We start from the raw sequence: 18,422 nt of genomic DNA on the forward strand, positions 1-18,422 counted from the left end.
ACTCCACCCCGTCCCAGAACTCCAACTGCCGCAACTTCGAAGGATGTTCCACCCGAGCCCCCTCAACTCCCCCCAGCACCAACGCACTGGGCACCCCCGGCTCGTACACGGGCCACCCCTCGACAGGAACCTCCCCCCGCACGAACGACGCCACCAGATCCACGAACGTGTCCGACACCCGCCGCTCCACCGGTCCGTCCCCGAACTGCCCCACGAACAACGGGTGCGCGTGGGACCCGAACAGGAACTTCGACGTGGCGTCGTGCGGCGTCCCGAAGTGCGGCGCCCGCACCGGATGCGCGAACTCCATGACGTACTGCGGCGAAACCCCCCGCAGCGCGTGCCGCTGGGCGAGCCGGACGATCTGGTACCGGAAGACCGCGTCCCCCCACACCTCGGTCCACAGCGAGAGCGGATCGGCGGGCCGCCCCTCGTCGAGCGCGGCCTCCCGGTACGCCTCGACGCACGCCTCGGCGAGCCCGTCCTCCACGGCGTCCGCGCACTTGAGCATCACCTCCCGTACGGCGTCCCGCAGTTGACGCGGGTCCGTGGGCGCGGGCGGCGCCGGGGGGAACGACACGCTGTGCGGGTCGGTGAAGAAGGACCCCTCGGTGCGGTTGTGGACGGACATCACCGGTATCGCGGGGACGACCGGTTCGCGGCCCACCCCGGTCAACGGGTCCAGCACAGGCCCCCGGTACTCCCGCCCGCTGCCCAACACCCGCTCTGCGGGCGCCCCTTGGAAGAGCGCGTTCCACGCCGTGAACAACGCCTGCGCCGGCACCGTACGCAACCCCGGTACGGACACCCCGAGTTCGCGGGCGAGCCGCTCGTACGCCTCGGTCGCGTCCCCAGGCGTGAGCCCCAGCGCGGGCGCCCAGGGCCGGCTCGCGCTGATGGCGATGAGCCGCCGCGCGATCCCCCGGGTCCCGTCGGCGTCGGTCAGCAGCCGCGCGGTGACGGCCCCGGCGGAGGTCCCGCACAGCGTGATGTCCCCGGGGTCACCGCCGAACGCCTCGACGTTGTCCCGGACCCACCGCAGCAACGCGGCCTGATCCTGCAACCCCCAGTTCGCGAACCTCCCCGTACCGGGGTCGGTGAACGCCTCGTGCAGGCCCCAACCGAACGCCCCGAGCCGGTAGTTGAAGTTGACGACGACCATGTTCCCGAGCGCGGCGGGCTTGGCCCCGTCGAAGGTGGGCGCGCTCCCGGACCCGACCTGCCAGCCACCCCCGTGGACGTACACCAGCACCGGCAGCCGGGCACCGGGATCGGGCGTCCAGACGTTGGCGTACAGGGCGTCCTCGCGGCTGTCGGGGACGCCGGGCTGGAGGAAGGCCGGGGAGAAGGCGGTCGCGTCGCGAACTCCCGTCCAGGGAAGGGCGATTCGGGGCGAGGCGAACCGTTCGGCGACGGCGTACGGGATGCCCCGGAACACGTGCAGCGGACGCTGCCGGTACGTCTCCAGGGTGCCGCGCAGGTCACCGCCGTGGGTGCGGACGACGGAGGTGGTCGTGAGTCCGGAGGTCACAGCTCGTACAACTCCTCGATGAAGAAAGACAGCGGGCCCCGGCATCGTCACCGGGGCCCTGCGCACGGACTCAGTCGCGGGCCAGCAACTCCCTTACCCGCGCGAACAGTTCGTACTGCCGGAACGGATCGTCCCCGTCCTCCCCGAACGGCACGAGCACGAACCGCTCGGCCCCCGCGTCCCCGTACTCCCGCAGCCGCTCAGCAATCTGGGCAGGTGTCCCGGCGACCCCGACGTCGCCGGAGAGGGCGCGCGGCATGCCGTACTGGGCGGTGAGGCGGTCGGCGACGCGGGACGAGGCGGCGGGGTCGGCGTGCGACAGCAGGCGGACGTGGAGATGCATGCTGACCCGGGGCGCCGGCACCCCGTGTTCCGCGGCGAGTTCACCGAGCCGCCCGGTGCAACGGGCCACCTCCTTGGGCGGCTTCATCGCCGCCAGCCATCCCTGCCCGTGCGAGACGACCCGCCGCAGCGCCTGTTCGGAGCCCCCGCCGATCCAGATCTCCGGCACGGGCACCGCCGGGTTCAGCGCGACGGGCGGGCTGCCGGGCAGGTCGGTCAGGGCGGTGCGCTCCCCGGCGAGCAGGCCGGGCAGGAGGTCCAGGAGCCGTTCGGTGCGCCGTCCCCGGCCCCGGGGGGAGACCCCGGCGGCGGCCCACTCGCCGGGGTCGCCGGTCCCGACGCCGACCCCGAGGACCGTACGGCCCCCGGACAGCCGCTGGAGCGTGCCGATCTGCTTCGCGGCCCACGCGGCGGAGCGCAGCGCGAGCAGCATGACGCCGTACCCGACCTGGATACGGGTCGTCGCGGCGGCGGCCGTCGCGAGGACCAGAGACGGGTCGAGGGTGGGATAGGGGGCGGCGAGGCGGTCCCCGGCCCAGACGGAGTCGAGACCGAGATCCTCGGCGTGCCGGGCGACGGCGGCGAGATCGAGGTCGTCGCGGTAGCCGGGGATGGCGTTGACGGGCAGTTGAGCACCCACGTGGACAGTCATCGTCAGCCCTTCTTCCCGCGCACCAGCACAGCCCCGAGCTCCTTCTCCAACCGGTTCAGATCCCCCTCGTGCCCATGCGCGGCGACATGCCCGTCGGGCCGTACGAGGTGGTAGCCGAGCCGTCGGCAGCCGGTGGCATCGGCGAGGGTCCGCGCGGGGACGGTCACCACGCTCAACTGGGGCCAGCGGGCGGCGATATGGCCGACCTCCTGGTGCCAGTCCCCGGCGCCGAGGGTCGTCCCCGTGACCGCGAGCGTCCACCCCTTCATGCCGTGCGCGAGAATCTGCTCGCGCGGGAAGAGCCCGCCGACACCGGTCCCGCCGGGGAGTTTCGCGCGCGCCTGGCAGGGCGAGACGCCGGAGGGGAGCTGGGTGTCGCGCGCGACGGGGTAGGTCTGGCGGCGTCCGGCGAGGACGGGGGCGTACAGCCGGGACGCGGCCCCCGTACGCTCGGCGAGCTTGAACCCGGCGTCCCGCATCAGGACGCGGGCCCGCCCCTTGGCCATCCACGCCTTGGTGTGCAGGTCCGTATCGCGGACGCTGCGCCGGGTCGCCTCGAACCGCTCCGGGCCGTACGTATCGAGGAGTGAGACCGGCGACGTCCCGCGCAGGACGGCGGCCAGCTTCCAGCCCAGGTTGTGCGCGTCCTGGAGGCCGTTGTTCATGCCCTGTCCGCCGGCCGGGCTGTGGACGTGCGCGGCGTCGCCGATCAGGAAGACCCGGCCGAGCTGGAAGTCGGTGGCGAGGCGGGCGTGCACGCGGAAGACGGTCGTCCAGACGGGCTCGGTGATCCGTACGCCGCGCGGCCCGCGCTCGGCGACGATCTCCTGCATCATCTCGACGCCGGCCGAGCCCGCCCCCTGCGGCAGGACGGACAGGAACCGGTAGACGCCGCCGGGGTGCGGGACGACGGCGAGGGTGCCGGACGGGTCCTGGTAGTAGAGGATCTCCTCCGGGTCGAGGTCGCCCTCGACCTTGGCGTCGACGAGCGCGAACTCCAGTCCGTACGTGGACCCTTGGAACCCGATCCCGAGCTGTCCGCGCACCGCGCTGCCCGCGCCGTCCGCGCCGGCGACGTACGAGGCGGTGGCCCGCTCGACGATGCCGTCGGGGCCTTCGAGGACGGCGGTGATACGGGACGTGCCCTCGATCCGGCCGCTGAAGTCGACGCCCTCAAGGCACAGCAGGCGCACCCCGCGCTCGACCTTGCCGCCGAGGGCCTCCAGGCGTTCGGTGAGGATGCGTTCCGTCTCGTACTGGGGCAGGACGCGGGCCGCGTGCTGTTCCGGTATGTGGAACGAGGCGAGGTGGTTGCGGTCGGAGAAGTAGCTGAGCGTGCGGATCGTGCTGGACACGTCGTACACCGCGTCGCGCAGGCCCTGGTCGGCCAGGATGTCCATCGCGCGGGGGTAGATGGACAGCGCCCGGGGGACGTGCATCGGCTCGGGGGCGGCGTCCACGATGCGGACGCGGACTCCGCGGCTGAGCAGTTCGCAGGCCAGGAGCAGGCCCGAGGGTCCGGCACCCGCGACCAGGACGTCGAAGGTCTTCTCTGTAGGCACGGTGCTCCGCTTTCTCATCAGGTCATCGGGGGGAGTTGGGGCAGGCGGTCCAGCTCGATGCCGAACCAGCGGCGGCAGGCGACCGGGAACGCCTCGTCGTCGAGGACCTCGCGGACCTGCTCGCCGCCCTCGGTCCGGGTGAGCGTGCGGTCCAGGAGGGAGACGCGGCCCGCGTCGGTGACGATCGACGCCCACACCGAGCCGCCGGTGACGGGCGATTCGGGCGCGCTGGAGAACCACCACAGGGTGGGCTCGAAGTCGTAGGTGTCGCGGGGGCGGGTCTCCAGGCGGACGCGGGGGACGCCGTCGTGGACGATGACGACGTCGCCGTACTCGCCGTCCACGATGTGGTACTCGCCGTTCTCGTCCTTCTGCGGGCCCCGTTCGCGCAGGCGCAGAGGGCGGCGGCTGGCCCAGCGGAAGCCGACGTCCACGAGCCAGGGCTCGCCGTCGATCGTGACCTTGAGCATCATGTGGCCGCCGTGCGCGCCGAGCAGGGCCTGCTTGCCGTTGTGCAGGGTGCGGCCGGGGAGCAGGTCGACCTGGTAGCCGAGGCCGCGCAGCAGGACGGCGAAGGCGGTGTTCAGCTCGTAGCAGCCGCCGCCCCGGCGCCGGTCGACGATCTTCTCGATGACGTCCTCGCCCATCCTGATGGGGATGCCGAGGTTGAAGTCGACCGTCTCGAACGGCACGGTCCTCAGGTGGCGGTCCTGGAGCCGGGCGAGGTTCTCCAGGTCGGCCCGCTCGGGCCGGTCGGCGCCGATGCGCCGCAGGTAGGCGTCCACTGCTGTCCTCCTCTTCATAGCGGCGAATTCACAAGCGCGGGTTCACCGGAGGCGCTCACCACTCGACCAGCGCGTGCCCGAAGGAGAAGCCGCCGCCGAACGCGGTCAGCAGCACCTTGTCCCCGGCCCGCAGCTCCCCCGCGCGGGCCGCCGCGTCGAGCGTGACGGGGATGGAGGCGGCGCCGGTGTTGCCGTACTCGCCGACCGTCGTGTGCAACCGGGCCAGCGGGAAGGCGAGTTCGCGCTCCAGGTCGCCGAGCATGACGCCGTTGCCCTGGTGGGGGACGATGTGCGCGATGTCCTCCTTGGCGACGCCGGCCTCGTCGAGGAACGCGAAGAGGGTGCCGGGCAGCTTGTCGTACACGATCTCCTTGACGCCGCGCCCGTTCATCACGAAGTGGTGGCGTCCCTCGTCCACGGTCCCGGCGTTCACCCCGAGCCGGGTGCCGCCCGCCGGCACCCCGACCAGTTCCCGCCCCTCGGCGTAGGTGAGCAGCCGGCTCGCGAGGATCCGCCGCCGGTCCGTGGCGCCGAGGACGACGGCTCCGGCGCCGTCGCCGAACAGGACGCGGGTGCGGCGGTCGGTGGGGTCGGTGATCCGGCTGTACATGTCGGCGCCGATCACCAGCGCGGTGCCGCCGGTCGCGGCCAGCATCCGCTGGGCGGCGGCGAGCGCGTAGACGAAGCCGCTGCACACGGCGTTCAGGTCGAAGGCGGCGGCCGTGCTGGGGGCGCCGAGGAGGTGCGCGACCAGGGCCGCGGTGGGGGGCTGCGGGGAGTCCGGGGTGGAGGTCGCGACGACGATCAGCGTCAGGTCGGCGACTCTGGTCCCGGAGTCCTCCAGGGCGGCGCGGGCCGCGGCTGCGGCGAGGTCCGAGGTGGCCTCGTCGTGCTTGCCGAAGCGGCGGGCCCTGATGCCGGTCTTGCGGACGATCCACTCGTCGGTGACGCCGGTCGGGGCTTCCAGGTCCTCGTTGGTCACCACGCGGGACGGCAGGTACGAGCCCGTCCCGAGGATTCCCACAGGGGCGAGGTTCATCTGTGACTCCTTTCCTGCCCCGTCAGCATCGGCCGGTCACGGGAGGGCGGAAAGGAGGTCGGGGAGAGTCCGTCAAGTCACCGTTCCGCAAAAGGGGAACGACGGAAAGGCCACCCGGAAGTGGCCTCTGAGCTGGGAAGACAGCAGGGGAAAAATCGGCTCGGCGCTTTTTCCAAAACGCCGCGAATTAGCCGGTGAATACCGGGTGTCAGCCTTTTTCGACTCCGTACAGCCGCAGGAACGTGTCCACGCCGTCCACCACGATCGTGTTGACCTCCGCTTCGGGCAGCGGCAGGGCACCGTAGAAGGTGCGCTGGTTGACGTCCGTGATGGTCAGCAGGTTGAAGTGGTTGGCGGCGCGCTCGGGGTCGTCGAGGAGGAGCAGCCCGCGTTCGCCGATCCGGCGCAGGTAGGGGGCGAGGCGCTTGTGCGCGGAGAGGGGGCCGACGTCGCGCCAGGCCTCCAGGACGTCGGTGGGGATGCGGGACGCCTCCGCCTCGATCGTGCGGACCAGGGCGAAGTGGTCGGGGAACTCCGTGACGGCCGCGACGCGCTCCAGGCCGAAGGCGATCAGGTCCTCGCGGACGTCGACGATCTTGCGGAGGTGGCGTTCGAGGATCTCCGCGATGGCGGCGGTGACCTGCTCGGCGCCCTCCAGGGCGACCGTCTGGAAGAGCTGTTCCTTGTCGGTGAAGTGGTTGTAGATGGTGCGGTTGGAGACACCGGCCTCCAGGGCGATGGTGTCCACGCCCGCGCGGGTGTAGCCCTCGCGGCCGAACACGGCGCGGGCCGCGCGCATGATCGCCCGCCGCTTCTCCGGCATGCCGCGACGGGTGTCCGTCGTCGCCGTCCCCACCGTCATGGCAGTCCCTCCGATCGTCAGCAGGACCGCAGCGTACCCGGCACCGGAGCGGCTCCGGTCTACGCCGTTGGACCTACATCCATCGTCGCATTGTTTACAGTCATCGGTGTAATCCATACTCTAGCCGCAGTGGTTCCCCCTCTGCCAGCGGGCCATCGCTGCTGTGTCACGTCCCCCCAGAGAGGCCACCGATCCATGACCCGTTCCTCACCGAGCACCTCCGTGCAGGCCCCCACGCCGGCACCCGAACGGCGCCCGGTCGCGGCCCTCGCCCTCGGACTCATGGCCACCCCGACCGCGCTCAGCGCCAACGCGGCGACGACGACGCTGCCCGACATAGCCGACGGCGTCGGCATATCCGTCTCCACGGCGACCTGGACAGCCACCGTCTTCGGGCTCGCGATGGCCATCGGTACGCCGATGGTCGCGGCCCTCCTGCGGCACCGGGGCGTACGGACCGCCGTCCTCGTCAGCTCCGCGCTGATCGTCGCCGGAACACTCACCGTCCTGCTCTCCGGCTCCCTCCCCGGCCTCCTCGTCGGCCGGGCCGCGCAGGCCTTCGGCGGGGGCGGGTTCATCACCACCGCGATCACCCTCGCCGGTACGCCCGCCCGCATGGGCGTCATCACGGCGGGCAGCGGCATGCTCGGCGCGCTCGGCCCGCTCTCCGGTTCCCTCCTCAGCGACCACGTCTCGTGGCACGCGGCGCTCTCCCTGTCGGCGGTCGCCCTGCTCGCGGCGCCGTACGTCTACCTGCGCGCCCCCGAGTTCCGCCCGGCCGAGGGCCACACCCCCTTCGACGTCACCGGCGCGCTCCTCACCGGCGGGCTGATCTCAGCGCTGGTCCTCCTCGGCCGCTTCCCCCTCCCGGCGATCCTCTGCGCGCTCGCCCTGATCGCCGCGCTGGCCGCGTGGATACGCCGCCGCCCCGAGGGCTTCGTCCCGGCCCCCCTGCTGCGTTCCCCGCTCTACCTCACCGCCTGCCTGGTCGTCTGCGCCCTCTCCACGACGTACTTCGCCCTCCTCTACGCGGTCCCCCGCCTGCTGGAGGACAACGAGGGCTGGACGACGTCGTCGGTGGGCGTCGGCGTCCTGATCGCCCTCCTGACCGGCTCCATCCTGTCGTGGGGCATGGCCGCCTCGGCGGGCCGCCTCAACCGCAGGACGGTCCTGACGGTGCTCCTGACACTGGGAGTCGCGGCCCCCATCACGGTGGCGGTCGGCGTCCCCGCACTGCTGATGCTGGCGGCGGGCGGCGTCGCGGTCTTCGTCGCGGCCTCCGGCCAGGCAACCCTCTCGGTGGTCGCGGTGGGCGGAGCCCCGGACCGCCTCCGCACGACGGCACTGGGCCTGTTCACGCTGTGCTACCAACTGGGCGCGGGCTTCGGCCCGGCGATCGTGGCACTGCTGCTGGCGTAGAGGGAGCATCCGGGGCGCCTGGCGCGGGGTGGGTCGCTACGCGACCCCGACCGCCCGCCCGCACCGGACCACGCACCCCAGCCCAATCCTTCAGGGGCGCGGGGAACTGCGCGACCAGCCCCATACGGTCCGCGCCCGACAACTCACCCCTAGCCCCCCATCCTTAGTCGCCCAACCCTCCGGCCAGGACGTCGCAACTTCGAGGGGGAGCCGCCGCCCCGGCCGGAGGCACTCCAGTGAACCCGCACTGAACCGCCCGCCGAAACCGCGCGCACCCCCCTCTCCGCGGGCGCTCCCTTCACACCCCGTGTGAACCCACCCCCACTACCCTGGTCCCACCGAGCCACAACGGGGGCCAGCATGCAGCCCAACACCCTCCTCGACGCGATCCTCGACGAAGCCGGCATCTCGCACGCGGGCCTGGCGGCTCACGTCAACGAGGTGGGCCGGAGACGGGGATTGGCGCTCCGGTACGAACACACCGCGGTGGCCCGCTGGTTGAAGGGCCAGCGCCCTAGGGGCCAGGTCCCGGACCTGATCTGCGAGGTGCTGGCGGCGCGCCTGCACCGCCCGGTGACGCTGGACGACATCGGTCTCGGCGTACCGGGCGAACCCGGCGCCCCCCACTCGGGCACGCTCTCGGGCTTCGTGGAGCGGGCGACCGCGCTGTGGCGCTCGGACGAGCAGCAACGGCCGCACATCCTGGGCGCTCCGGCGGTCACCGGCACTCCGGCGGTGATGCCGGTGTGGGAGTGGGAGAACCCCCCGGAGGACGTGGACGTGAGCCGGGGTGGCCGCCACCGCGTGACCGCCGGGGACATCGAGATGCTGAGGGCGGCCCGCGCCCACTACGAGCAGATGTACCGCAAGGCGGGCGGCGTGGCGACGCGCGCGAGGATCGTCGGTTTTCTCAACGCGGAGGCGGCCCCGCTGCTGAGGGGCGGCTACACGGACGCGACGGGACGCCAACTGCACCGCGCGACGGGCGGGTTGGTGGCGATCGCGGGCATCTGCGCGTACGACTCGGACGCGCACGGCCTCGCGCAGCGCTACTTCCACCAGGCGCTGCGCCTGGCGAAGGCGAGCGGCGACCGGGGACTCGGCGCGTACGTGATCGCGCTGCTGGTCAACCAGGCGTTGTTCATGCGGGAGTTCCGCCAGGCGGTCGCGTTCGCGGAGGCGGCGTTGCGGACGGCCGGCAAGCACATCACCCCCGCCCTCGCCTCCGACCTGTACGCGATGCAGGCGAAGGCGTACGCGCACCTCGGTGACAGCACGAGCGCGATCTCCTGCATCCGGCGCGCGGAGACGGCGGCCGACCGCATCCGGCGGGGCCACGAACCCGACGAGACGGGCTATGTGCAGCCGGGCCTGGTCAACGTCCAGGTCGCGGAAGCCCTGTTGAGCCTCGGTGACATCACGGCCGCCGCCGAGCACGCCGCCGCGGCCGTCGACACCCCGGCGCACGACCGGGGCCGCGTCCACCGCCTCGCGATGCTCTCCACGATCGAGCTGCGGCAGGGCAACGCGGACAAGGCGGTCGTCACGGCCGTCGAAATGGCCGAGCAGGCGCGGGGGATGGAGTCCCAGCGGCTGCGGGACCGGCTGCGCGAGGTCCGCGAGCACCTGGCGCGCAGCGGCGGCGCGGGTACGGCCGAGGCGGCCGAGCTGATCGACGGGGCGCTGCGGGTTCCGCTGTAGAGACACGCGTACGACTGATCAGTGGCATACAGGGAAGGCGTACCGCTGAAGGCTGTCCGCGTTCCGGACAGCGCTCCCGATCCGCCCCCTGTGTGCTCCCGCTCCCACCTCCGTACCGCTCCGTCGCACATCCCCTGCTGCGATATTGCCCCTTACCCGACGGAAGGTGGCAGAACCGTGCAGTGGACGAAAAAAAACGAACAGGCCGTGTACGTGAACCGGTGGTTCAGCGTCAATCTCGCGGACGTCGAACTGCCCGACGGACGGCACCTGGACCACTTCCTCATCCGGCTGCGGCCGGTCGCGGTCGCGACGGTGGTCAACGAGGCGAACGAGGTGCTGCTGCTGTGGCGGCACCGCTTCATCACGGACAGCTGGGGGTGGGAACTCGCGGCCGGCGTCGTCGAGGACGGCGAGGACGTCGCGGACGCGGCGGCGCGGGAGCTGGAGGAGGAGACCGGCTGGCGGCCGGGGCCTCTCCACCACCTGATGACCGTCGAGCCGTCCAACGGACTCACCGACGCCCGCCACCACATCTACTGGGCGGACGAGGGGGAGTACGTCGGACATCCCGTCGACGACTTCGAGTCGGACCGCAGGGAGTGGGTCCCGCTCAAGCTCGTCCCCGACATGGTCGCCCGTGGGGAGGTCCCGGCCGCGAACATGGCCGCCGCTCTGCTGCTCCTGCACCACCTCAGGCTGGGGTGAGCGTCAGCGCCCCATCCGCTCCCAGAGGGTGGCCACCAGGGCGCCGATCGATGTGACCGCGGCCAGTGAGGGAAGCGGCCAGCGGCGGTGTTCCAGGGTGACGATCCGGCTGTTCAGCTCGTCGAGTTCCTTGGCGGTCTCCTCGGTACGGTGGGTCAGCAGAGCGAGGCCGCCCTCGACGCGGGCGTACGCCACGTCGAGTCGGCGCCGTAACTCTGCGAGTTCCTCGGTCTTCATGGTCCTGGTGGGATGTTCCGGATCGCCGGTCACCTCTCCGCTCCTCTCCGCGATGATCCGTGATGGTCCGTAACGGAACGCCATCCCTTGCATGCGCATGAAGAGTGAACCTCCCTGGTGGGCGCGGCGGGAGAGTGTGCGGAGGGCATATGCGGGCCCGGCGCGCACACGGTGTGTGAATGGCGCGGGCCCGGGGCTCCGAAGAGCGCCGGGCCCGTTCCGGGTGACGGTCCGTAGTCAGGCGTACGGGTAGAAGCCCGCGCCGGACTTCCGGCCCAGCCGGCCCGCGTCCACCATGCGCTGGAGCAGCGGGGGAGCGGCGTACAGGGGCTCCTTGTACTCCTCGTACATGGAGTGCGCGACCGACGCGACCGTGTCCAGGCCGATCAGGTCCGACAGCTTCAGCGGGCCCATCGGGTGGGCGCAGCCCAGCTCCATGCCGTTGTCGATGTCCTCGCGGCTCGCGATGCCCGTCTCGAACATCCGGATCGCGGAGAGGAGGTAGGGGATCAGCAGCGCGTTCACCACGAAGCCCGAGCGGTCCTGGGCGCGGATCGCGTGCTTGCCGAGGAGCTTCTCGGCGAAGAGCTGGGCGCGGGAGAGGGTGCCCTCGCTGGTGGTGAGCGCCGGGATCAGCTCGACGAGCTTCTGCACCGGGGCCGGGTTGAAGAAGTGGATGCCGATCACGTGGTCCGGGCGGGACGTCGCGACCGCGAGCTTCACCAGCGGGATCGAGGAGGTGTTGGAGGCGAGGATCGCGTCCGGGCGGGTCACGACCTGGTCCAGGACCTGGAAGATCTCCGTCTTCACCTGCTCGTTCTCCACGACCGCCTCGATGACGAGGTCCCGGTCGGCGAACTCGCCGAGGTCCGTGGTGAAGCTGAGGCGGCCGAGCGTGGCGTCCCGCTCCTCCTCGGTGATCTTGCCGCGCTCGGCGGCCTTCGTCAGCGAGGTGAGCAGCCGGGTCCGGCCGAACTCCAGGGCCTCGCCGGTCGTCTCGGCGACCTTCACGTCGAGTCCGGCGCGGGCACAGACCTCGGCGATACCGGCGCCCATCTGGCCGCAGCCGACCACTCCGACGCGTTCGATGTCGGTCACATCGCTCCTCTCACGGTGCTGATCCTGCTCCGAACGTGCACGTTACTAGCAAGTATCGATGATCGATCGCCGGGGTCGGGCATGCTGTGCCCCGAGACGATCCGCACACCGAGTTTCCGAGGGGTTCTGCTATGGGGCGAATGACGCGGCGGGCGTTCGCGGTGGCGGCGCTGTCCGTGCTGTCGGGGGGAACCGAGGCGGCTGCCGCGGGGCGGGAGTCCGGGGGGTACGCCCGGCGCGAGATGCGGGGCATGTGGCTCGCCACCGTCGCGAACCGGGACTTCCCCTCCAAGGCCGGCCTCACCGCCGGCCGGCAGCGCGCCGAGCTGGTCTCCTGGCTCGACCTCGCCGTCCGGTCCCGGCTCAACACCGTGATCTTCCAGGTGCGGCCCACCGCCGACGCGCTCTGGCCGTCCCCGTACGAGCCCTGGTCGGCCGTCCTCACCGGCACGCAGGGCGTGCACCCCGGCTGGGACCCGCTCGGTACGGCCGTCGCGGCGGCGCACGCGCGCGGGCTCCAGCTGCACGCCTGGTTCAACCCGTTCCGGATCGCCAACCACACGGATCTCACGAAGCTGACGCCCACGCACCCCGCCCGCGTCCACCCCGAGTGGGTCGTCACCTACGGCGGACGCATGTACTACAACCCCGGGCTCCCCGAGGTCCGCGCCTTCTGCCGCAGGGCGATCCTCGACGCCGTACGCCGCTACCCGCTGGACGCCGTCCACTTCGACGACTACTTCTACCCGTACCCCGTCGCCGGCCAGGTCTTCGACGACGACGCCGCCTACGCGGCGTACGGCAAGGGCTTCCCCGACCGGGCCGCCTGGCGGCGCGCCAACATCGACGCGTTCGTCCTCGACATGGCCGCCCGGATCAAGGCGGTCCGCCGCACCACCCGCTTCGGCATCAGCCCCTTCGGCGTCTGGCGCAATAAGGCGACCGACCCCCTCGGCTCCGACACCCGCGCCGCCCAGTCCTACGACGACAACTTCGCGGACACCCGGAAGTGGGTGCGCGAGGGCTGGATCGACTACATCGTCCCCCAGGTGTACTGGAACATCGGCTTCGCGGCGGCGGACTACGCGAAGCTCGTGCCGTGGTGGGCGGACGTCGCGAAGGGCAGCCGTACGGAGCTGTACATCGGCGAGGCCCTCTACAAGGCGGGCGCCCCCGCCCAGCCCGCACCCTGGCAGGACCCCGCCGAACTCTCCCGGCACCTCACCCTCGCGGACGCCCGGCCCGAGGTGCGGGGGCACGTGTACTTCGCGGCGCGTGAGGTGAAGGCGGACCCGATCGGCGCGTTCTCCCGGGTGGTGAAGGACCACTACGGCAAGAAGGCCATGGGGTGAACCCGGGGGCCCACCCCGTGGCCGTCCTCAGCCCCGGTTCTCCGGGTGCCGGATCTCGCAGTCCGGGCCCGGGGACATCAGCGCCTCGTGACCGTCGGGGAAGCGGACCCGGTACGGAGGCTGGCCTGCGGGGCCCAGGACCTCGATCACCTCGGTGACCTGGTCCTGGCGGCCAACCACTCTGCCGTGCTGGACGAGCTGGTCGCCCACGGATGCTTGCATCTGGGCCTCCTCATCTCGCTCCTGAGTCTACGGCGGTACGGGGGCCGGGTCAGCTCCGCGCGCGTCGGGCGACCGCGATCCGGACGAGGACGGTGGCAGCGGTGACGGACCTCCGCAAGGCCTCCTACGCGGTAAACCCCTTCGACTGCCCCCGCCCCCGCCTGCGACCCTCCTCCCATGACCGACACCTTCCCCCTCGCCGAGGGATACGAGTTCTCGCCCGACACCGCCCGCATCGACGCCGAGCGGGTGCACAAGTGGCTGTCCACCGACGCGTACTGGGCGCTCGGGAGGGCCCGGGAGAAGCAGGACGCCGCCATCGCCGGGTCGCTCAACTTCGGGGTGTACGCGGTCGGTTCGGGGGAGCAGGTGGCGTACGCGCGGGTGGTGACCGATCGCGCGACCTTCGCGTGGCTGTGCGACGTGTACGTCGATCCGGGTGTCCGGGGCAAGGGCATCGGGACCTCGCTCGTGGCCGGAGTCCGCGATCACCTCGCGCCGTTCGGCCTCCGCAGGATGCTGCTGGCGACGCACGACGCGCACGGCGTGTACGAGAGGCTGGGGTTCGCGGAGTTGGAGCGGCCGGACCAGTGGATGGCCTTGCACTTCGGGTGAGTTCAGGGGTGGCGGGTGTACCTCGTCGTGAGGACGAGGTCCTTCGCCGGGCCCCCTACCCGCCACACCGTCAGCCAGTGGTCGGGGTCGAGGACCGTGAACTCGCCCCGGTAGAGGTCGGCGGCACAGGGGTGCTCGGCGAGGTGGTGGCCGGTCGTGAGGTCGAGGTCGTGGAAGGGGCGCCCGTCGGAGAAGCGGACGTCGGCGGAGCCCGGCGTCGGCCCCGGCAGGAACCGCAGGGTGCGTGAGGCGGGGCGGGCGGCGCCCTGCCAGGTGAACGTCCCGGACTCCAGGTGCAGCAGCCCGCCGCCGTCCAGGGGCCGGAAGTCGGTCGTACCGGCGAACGAACCGGTGTCCCCGCTCGCGAGGTCCCGCACGGACCGCTCCACCGCCCACGCCCCCGCGAGATGGCCGAGAACATCCGCGACCGCCCACAACCCGCTCACCCGCACCCGCCTTCCGACACTTTCGGTACCGCGCGACGCATTGACGCCCTCGTGCCCCCTCCCTATCTTGCCGTTCGAAGTGCTGATCATTGTCCGATATTTCGCACATCGAGCCGCGGAGCCCCCATGCCACGCACCCGCCTGAGACTCGGTCTCGGCGCCACCGCCCTCCTGCTGGCCACAGCCGCACTGCCCACCACCGCACACGCCGCCGCCCCCACCGACTACACGATCACCGTCGACCCCGCCGCGAAGGGCGCGACGATCGACGACACGATGTACGGCGTGTTCTTCGAGGACATCAACAGGGCCGCGGACGGCGGCCTGTACGCGGAACTCGTCCAGAACCGCTCCTTCGAGTACTCGACCGTCGACAACCGCTCGTACACCCCGCTGACGGCGTGGACGGTCACCGGCTCGGCGAACGTCGTGGACGACGCGGGCCGCCTCAACGACCGCAACCGCAACTACCTCTCCCTGGCCGCCGGTTCAGCGGTCACGAACTCCGGCTACAACACCGGCGTCCACGTCGACCAGGGCAAGAAGTACGACTTCTCGGTCTGGGCCCGCGCGCAGTCCGGCACCACGCTGACGGTCACCCTCCAGGACGCGGACGGCACCCTGGCGACCGCGCGCCAGGTCGCCGTACGGGCGGGCGGCTGGCGGCAGTACAAGGTGACGCTGACGGCGACCCGCACGAGCAGCGTCGGCCGCCTGAGCGTCGCCTCCACCGAGGCCGCCGCGCTGGACATGGTCTCGCTGTTCCCCCGCGACACCTACAAGGGCGAACCCAACGGCCTGCGCAAGGACCTGGCCGAGAAGGTCGCCGCCCTGAAGCCCGGCTTCGTCCGCTTCCCCGGCGGTTGCCTCGTCAACACCGGCTCCATGCAGGACTACAGCGAGGCGTCGAACTGGCAGCGCGCCCGCTCGTACCAGTGGAAGGACACGGTCGGCCCGGTCGAGACCCGCGCCGTCAACTCCAACTTCTGGGGCTACAACCAGAGTTACGGCCTCGGCTACTACGAGTACTTCCGCTTCTCCGAGGACATCGGCGCGATGCCGCTGCCCGTCGTCCCGGCGCTGGTGACCGGCTGCGGCCAGAACAAGGCCGTCGACGACCCCGCGCTCCTCCAGCGGCACATCCAGGACACCCTGGACCTCATCGAGTTCGCCAACGGACCCGTCACCTCCAAGTGGGGCAAGCTCCGCGCGCAGATGGGCCACCCGAAGTCGTTCCACCTCACCCACATCGAGGTCGGCAACGAGGAGAACCTCCCCGTCGAGTTCTTCGACCGCTTCAAGAAGTTCCGGGCGGCCATCGAGGCCACGTACCCGTACATGACGGTGATCTCCAACTCCGGCCCCGACGACTCGGGTTCGACCTTCGACACGGCCTGGCAGCTCAACCGGGACGCCAAGGTCGACATGGTCGACGAGCACTACTACAACAGCCCCCAGTGGTTCCTCCAGAACAACGACCGCTACGACACGTACGACCGCGGCGGCCCGAAGGTCTTCCTCGGCGAATACGCCTCCCAGGGCAACGCGTTCAAGAACGGCCTCAGCGAGGCCGCGTTCATGACGGGCCTGGAGCGCAACGCGGACGTCGTCAAACTCGCCTCGTACGCACCGCTGTTCGCGAACGAGGACTACGTCCAGTGGCGCCCCGACCTGATCTGGTTCAACAACCACGCCTCCTGGAACTCCGCCAACTACGAGGTCCAGAAGCTGTTCATGACCAACGTCGGTGACCGCGTCGTCCCGTCGAAGGCCACCGGCACCCCGTCCCTCCAGGGCCCGATCACGGGCGCGGTCGGCCTCTCCACCTGGGCCACGAGCGCCGCCTACGACGACGTCAAGGTCACCGGCGCCGACGGCACGGCCCTGCTGAGCGACGACTTCTCCGGTGACGCCTCGAAGTGGACGCACTCGGGCGGCGGCAGCTGGAGCGTCCAGGACGGCCAGTACGTCCAGACGGACACGGCCGCCGAGAACACCCTGGTCAGCGCGGGCGACCCGAGCTGGCACGACTACGACCTGCACGTGAAGGCCACCAAGAAGGCAGGGAAGGAAGGGTTCCTGGTCGCGTTCGGCGTCAAGGACACCGGAAACTTCTACTGGTTCAACATCGGCGGCTGGAACAACACCCAGACCGCCGTCGAACAGGCCGTGGACGGCGGCAAGTCGACGCTGATCTCGAAGGCGGGCAGCGTCGAGACGGGCCGCGCCTACGACGTCGACGTCAAGGTCAGGGGCCGCCAGGTCACCCTGTCCATCGACGGCAAGGAGTGGGGCAGCTTCACCGACGACAAGCCGGCCGAGCCGTTCCGCCAGGTCGTCACGCGCGACGCGCGGACCGGCGAGCTGATCGTGAAGGTCGTCAACGCGCAGGCGGTGGACGCCCGTACGGCGATCGACCTCGGCACCTCCCGGGTCGCGTCCCGCGCGAAGGCCACCACGCTGGCCGCAGCCGCCGACGCCGTGAACACGGAGACGGCCACCCCGGTCGCGCCCGTGACGTCCACCGTCGACGGAGTCGCCAGAAAGTTCACGTACACCTTCCCGGCGAACTCGGTGACGTTCCTGCGGATCAAGCAGAGGTAGCCGGCAGGATCCCCCGCTCCGTGAAGACCTTCTTCGCGACGAACGTCGCGTTGAGGGCCTTCGGGAAACCGCAGTACCCGGCGGAGTGCAGCAGCGCCTCGGTGATCTGCGTCGGCGTGAGGCCGACGTTCAGGGCGGCGTTGATGTGCACCTCCAGCTGCGGTTCGCAGCCGCCGAGCGCGGTGAGCATCCCGAGCGTCACCAACTGGCGGTCACGAGGCGCCAGTTCGGGACGTGCGTAGATCTCGCCGAAGCCCCAGGCCACGATCTGGTGGCCGAGTTCGGGGCTGATGCCGGCCAGCGAGTCGATGACCCGTTGGCCGGCTTCCCCGTCCACCGCGCGCAGCACTTCGAGGCCGTGGGCGAAACGCTCGTCGCGGGTGGTGCTCTCGTTGTTCGTCATGGGAGAGACCGTAGAAGCTGGAGCGCGCTCCAACGCAACTCCTATGCCCCGAAGTACTTCTGCGCCGCCCGCACGCCCTCCACCAGCGCGTCCACCTCCGCCGCCGTGTTGTACACGTAGAAGCTCGCCCGCGTCGTCGCCGGAATCCCGTACCGCTTCACGATCGGCCGCGCGCAGTGGTGCCCGACGCGCACGGCGACACCGCGCTCGTCGAGGATCTGCCCGACGTCGTGCGGGTGGATGCCCTCCACCGTGAAGGAGAGGGTCGCGCCCCGGTCGGCGAGGTCGGTGGGGCCGACGATCCGTACGCCGTCGACCCGCTGGAGCTCCTGGAGCGCGTACGCCGTCAACCGGTCCTCGTGCGCGGCGACTTCGCGCATGTCCAGGGCCGTCAGGTAGTCGATGGCCGCCGCGAGGGCGACCGCCTGGGACGTCATCGGGACGCCCGCCTCGAAGCGCTGCGGCGGCGGCAGGAACGTCGAGCGGTCCATCTCGACGATCTCGATCATCGAGCCGCCGGTGAGGAACGGCGGGAGGTCCGCGAGGAGCCGCTCCCGGCCCCACAGGACGCCGATGCCGTTCGGCGCGAGCATCTTGTGGCCCGAGAAGGCGAGGAAGTCCGCGCCCAACTCCCGTACGTCCACCGGGCGGTGGGGCACCGACTGGGCGCCGTCCACGACGACCACCGTGCCGAACCGGTGCGCGCGGTCCGCGAGTTCACGGACCGGGTTGATCGTGCCGAGGACGTTCGACTGATGGGTCAGCGCGAGGACCTTCGTGCGCTCGTCGAGGAGTTCGTCGATCCGGCTCAGGTCGAGGCGGCCGTCCTCCGTCAGGCCGAACC

General features: G+C 71.2%; 18 protein-coding genes. 6 read left to right on the forward strand and 12 right to left on the reverse strand.

Annotation, left to right across the window (positions count from 1 at the left end; all coding sequences use genetic code 11):
* From AOK24_RS03680 to AOK24_RS03705, 6 genes are all read right to left on the reverse strand, one after another.
* Window positions 1-1,531: carboxylesterase family protein (locus tag AOK24_RS03680; RefSeq protein ID WP_055718603.1), on the reverse strand; the 1,531-nt coding region annotated here is incomplete at its 3' end.
* Between the two features lie 70 nt (window positions 1,532-1,601).
* Window positions 1,602-2,525: an LLM class flavin-dependent oxidoreductase gene (locus AOK24_RS03685; RefSeq protein ID WP_055718604.1), complete on the reverse strand. Its 924-nt coding sequence runs from the start codon at window positions 2,523-2,525 to the stop codon at window positions 1,602-1,604.
* A gap of 2 nt (window positions 2,526-2,527) precedes the next feature.
* On the reverse strand, window positions 2,528-4,087 hold the full coding sequence (locus AOK24_RS03690) for an FAD-dependent monooxygenase (protein WP_240000960.1): 1,560 nt from the start codon (window positions 4,085-4,087) through the stop codon (window positions 2,528-2,530).
* A 17-nt stretch (window positions 4,088-4,104) separates the two neighbouring features.
* Entirely contained in the window at window positions 4,105-4,872 is a 768-nt protein-coding gene (locus AOK24_RS03695) for an arylamine N-acetyltransferase family protein (RefSeq protein ID WP_055718606.1), read from the reverse strand.
* Between the two features lie 55 nt (window positions 4,873-4,927).
* Complete coding sequence (locus AOK24_RS03700; RefSeq protein WP_055718607.1) at window positions 4,928-5,911, reverse strand: 3-oxoacyl-ACP synthase III family protein; 984 nt, start codon at window positions 5,909-5,911, stop codon at window positions 4,928-4,930.
* A 208-nt stretch (window positions 5,912-6,119) separates the two neighbouring features.
* Window positions 6,120-6,773, reverse strand: a complete 654-nt coding sequence (locus AOK24_RS03705) for a TetR/AcrR family transcriptional regulator (RefSeq protein WP_055718608.1) — start codon at window positions 6,771-6,773, stop codon at window positions 6,120-6,122.
* A gap of 195 nt (window positions 6,774-6,968) precedes the next feature.
* On the opposite strand from AOK24_RS03705, the gene AOK24_RS03710 reads away from it, so the two are divergent.
* The 3 genes from AOK24_RS03710 to AOK24_RS03720 all read left to right on the forward strand — a co-directional run bounded on the left by AOK24_RS03710 (window position 6,969) and on the right by AOK24_RS03720 (window position 10,601).
* The gene (locus tag AOK24_RS03710) at window positions 6,969-8,192 is read left to right on the forward strand and encodes an MFS transporter (protein ID WP_055718609.1); all 1,224 of its coding nucleotides are present in this window, start codon (window positions 6,969-6,971) and stop codon (window positions 8,190-8,192) included.
* A 360-nt stretch (window positions 8,193-8,552) separates the two neighbouring features.
* Window positions 8,553-9,893, forward strand: a complete 1,341-nt coding sequence (locus tag AOK24_RS03715; protein WP_055718610.1) for an NsdA family TPR-like regulatory protein — start codon at window positions 8,553-8,555, stop codon at window positions 9,891-9,893.
* Between the two features lie 177 nt (window positions 9,894-10,070).
* Window positions 10,071-10,601, forward strand: a complete 531-nt coding sequence (locus AOK24_RS03720; RefSeq protein WP_079056665.1) for an NUDIX hydrolase — start codon at window positions 10,071-10,073, stop codon at window positions 10,599-10,601.
* Window positions 10,602-10,604: 3 nt separating this feature from the next.
* Here the strand turns inward: AOK24_RS03720 and AOK24_RS03725 are convergent, their stop codons facing one another.
* Window positions 10,605-10,871, reverse strand: coding sequence for a hypothetical protein (locus AOK24_RS03725; protein WP_055718612.1), 267 nt, complete (start codon window positions 10,869-10,871; stop codon window positions 10,605-10,607).
* Between the two features lie 204 nt (window positions 10,872-11,075).
* Window positions 11,076-11,936, reverse strand: a complete 861-nt coding sequence (locus tag AOK24_RS03730; RefSeq protein WP_055718613.1) for a 3-hydroxybutyryl-CoA dehydrogenase — start codon at window positions 11,934-11,936, stop codon at window positions 11,076-11,078.
* A 131-nt stretch (window positions 11,937-12,067) separates the two neighbouring features.
* Between AOK24_RS03730 and AOK24_RS03735 the strand changes: the two genes are divergently transcribed.
* Window positions 12,068-13,288, forward strand: coding sequence for a glycoside hydrolase family 10-like protein (locus tag AOK24_RS03735; protein WP_055718614.1), 1,221 nt, complete (start codon window positions 12,068-12,070; stop codon window positions 13,286-13,288).
* 27 nt (window positions 13,289-13,315) lie between these two features.
* Here AOK24_RS03735 and AOK24_RS03740 read toward each other — a convergent pair whose 3' ends face one another.
* Window positions 13,316-13,510 (reverse strand): DUF1918 domain-containing protein, encoded by a 195-nt coding sequence (locus AOK24_RS03740; RefSeq protein ID WP_055718615.1) that lies wholly within the window; start codon window positions 13,508-13,510, stop codon window positions 13,316-13,318.
* A 177-nt stretch (window positions 13,511-13,687) separates the two neighbouring features.
* Between AOK24_RS03740 and AOK24_RS03745 the strand changes: the two genes are divergently transcribed.
* On the forward strand, window positions 13,688-14,125 hold the full coding sequence (locus tag AOK24_RS03745) for a GNAT family N-acetyltransferase (protein WP_055718616.1): 438 nt from the start codon (window positions 13,688-13,690) through the stop codon (window positions 14,123-14,125).
* 2 nt (window positions 14,126-14,127) lie between these two features.
* Here AOK24_RS03745 and AOK24_RS03750 read toward each other — a convergent pair whose 3' ends face one another.
* The gene (locus AOK24_RS03750; RefSeq protein WP_055718619.1) at window positions 14,128-14,571 is read right to left on the reverse strand and encodes a DUF6314 family protein; all 444 of its coding nucleotides are present in this window, start codon (window positions 14,569-14,571) and stop codon (window positions 14,128-14,130) included.
* Window positions 14,572-14,697: 126 nt separating this feature from the next.
* Here AOK24_RS03750 and AOK24_RS03755 point away from each other — a divergent pair, with 126 nt between their 5' ends.
* Window positions 14,698-17,175, forward strand: a complete 2,478-nt coding sequence (locus tag AOK24_RS03755; protein WP_055718617.1) for an alpha-L-arabinofuranosidase C-terminal domain-containing protein — start codon at window positions 14,698-14,700, stop codon at window positions 17,173-17,175.
* Here AOK24_RS03755 and AOK24_RS03760 read toward each other — a convergent pair.
* Both AOK24_RS03760 and AOK24_RS03765 read right to left on the reverse strand, forming a co-directional pair.
* Window positions 17,162-17,578: a carboxymuconolactone decarboxylase family protein gene (locus tag AOK24_RS03760; RefSeq protein ID WP_055718618.1), complete on the reverse strand. Its 417-nt coding sequence runs from the start codon at window positions 17,576-17,578 to the stop codon at window positions 17,162-17,164. The two genes, AOK24_RS03755 and AOK24_RS03760, sit on opposite strands and share 14 nt — an antisense overlap.
* A 41-nt stretch (window positions 17,579-17,619) precedes the next feature.
* A partial coding sequence (locus tag AOK24_RS03765; protein ID WP_159051779.1) for an aminotransferase class V-fold PLP-dependent enzyme occupies window positions 17,620-18,422 on the reverse strand: 803 nt, incomplete at its 5' end.

Origin of the sequence: Streptomyces niveiscabiei (genome assembly GCF_001419795.1) — a bacterium.
Classification (GTDB): Bacteria; Actinomycetota; Actinomycetes; order Streptomycetales; family Streptomycetaceae; genus Streptomyces; species Streptomyces niveiscabiei.

Bases quoted from the DNA above. Each gene is read 5' to 3' on its own strand.
- AOK24_RS03715 (WP_055718610.1), top strand. From the start codon at position 8,553: ATGCAGCCCAACACCCTCCTCGACGCGATCCTCGACGAAGCCGGCATC.
- AOK24_RS03740 (WP_055718615.1), bottom strand. From the start codon at position 13,510: ATGCAAGCATCCGTGGGCGACCAGCTCGTCCAGCACGGCAGAGTGGTT.
- AOK24_RS03700 (WP_055718607.1), bottom strand. From the start codon at position 5,911: ATGAACCTCGCCCCTGTGGGAATCCTCGGGACGGGCTCGTACCTGCCG.
- AOK24_RS03705 (WP_055718608.1), bottom strand. From the start codon at position 6,773: ATGACGGTGGGGACGGCGACGACGGACACCCGTCGCGGCATGCCGGAG.
- AOK24_RS03710 (WP_055718609.1), top strand. From the start codon at position 6,969: ATGACCCGTTCCTCACCGAGCACCTCCGTGCAGGCCCCCACGCCGGCA.
- AOK24_RS03735 (WP_055718614.1), top strand. From the start codon at position 12,068: ATGGGGCGAATGACGCGGCGGGCGTTCGCGGTGGCGGCGCTGTCCGTG.
- AOK24_RS03760 (WP_055718618.1), bottom strand. From the start codon at position 17,578: ATGACGAACAACGAGAGCACCACCCGCGACGAGCGTTTCGCCCACGGC.
- AOK24_RS03685 (WP_055718604.1), bottom strand. From the start codon at position 2,525: ATGACTGTCCACGTGGGTGCTCAACTGCCCGTCAACGCCATCCCCGGC.
- AOK24_RS03755 (WP_055718617.1), top strand. From the start codon at position 14,698: ATGCCACGCACCCGCCTGAGACTCGGTCTCGGCGCCACCGCCCTCCTG.
- AOK24_RS03745 (WP_055718616.1), top strand. From the start codon at position 13,688: ATGACCGACACCTTCCCCCTCGCCGAGGGATACGAGTTCTCGCCCGAC.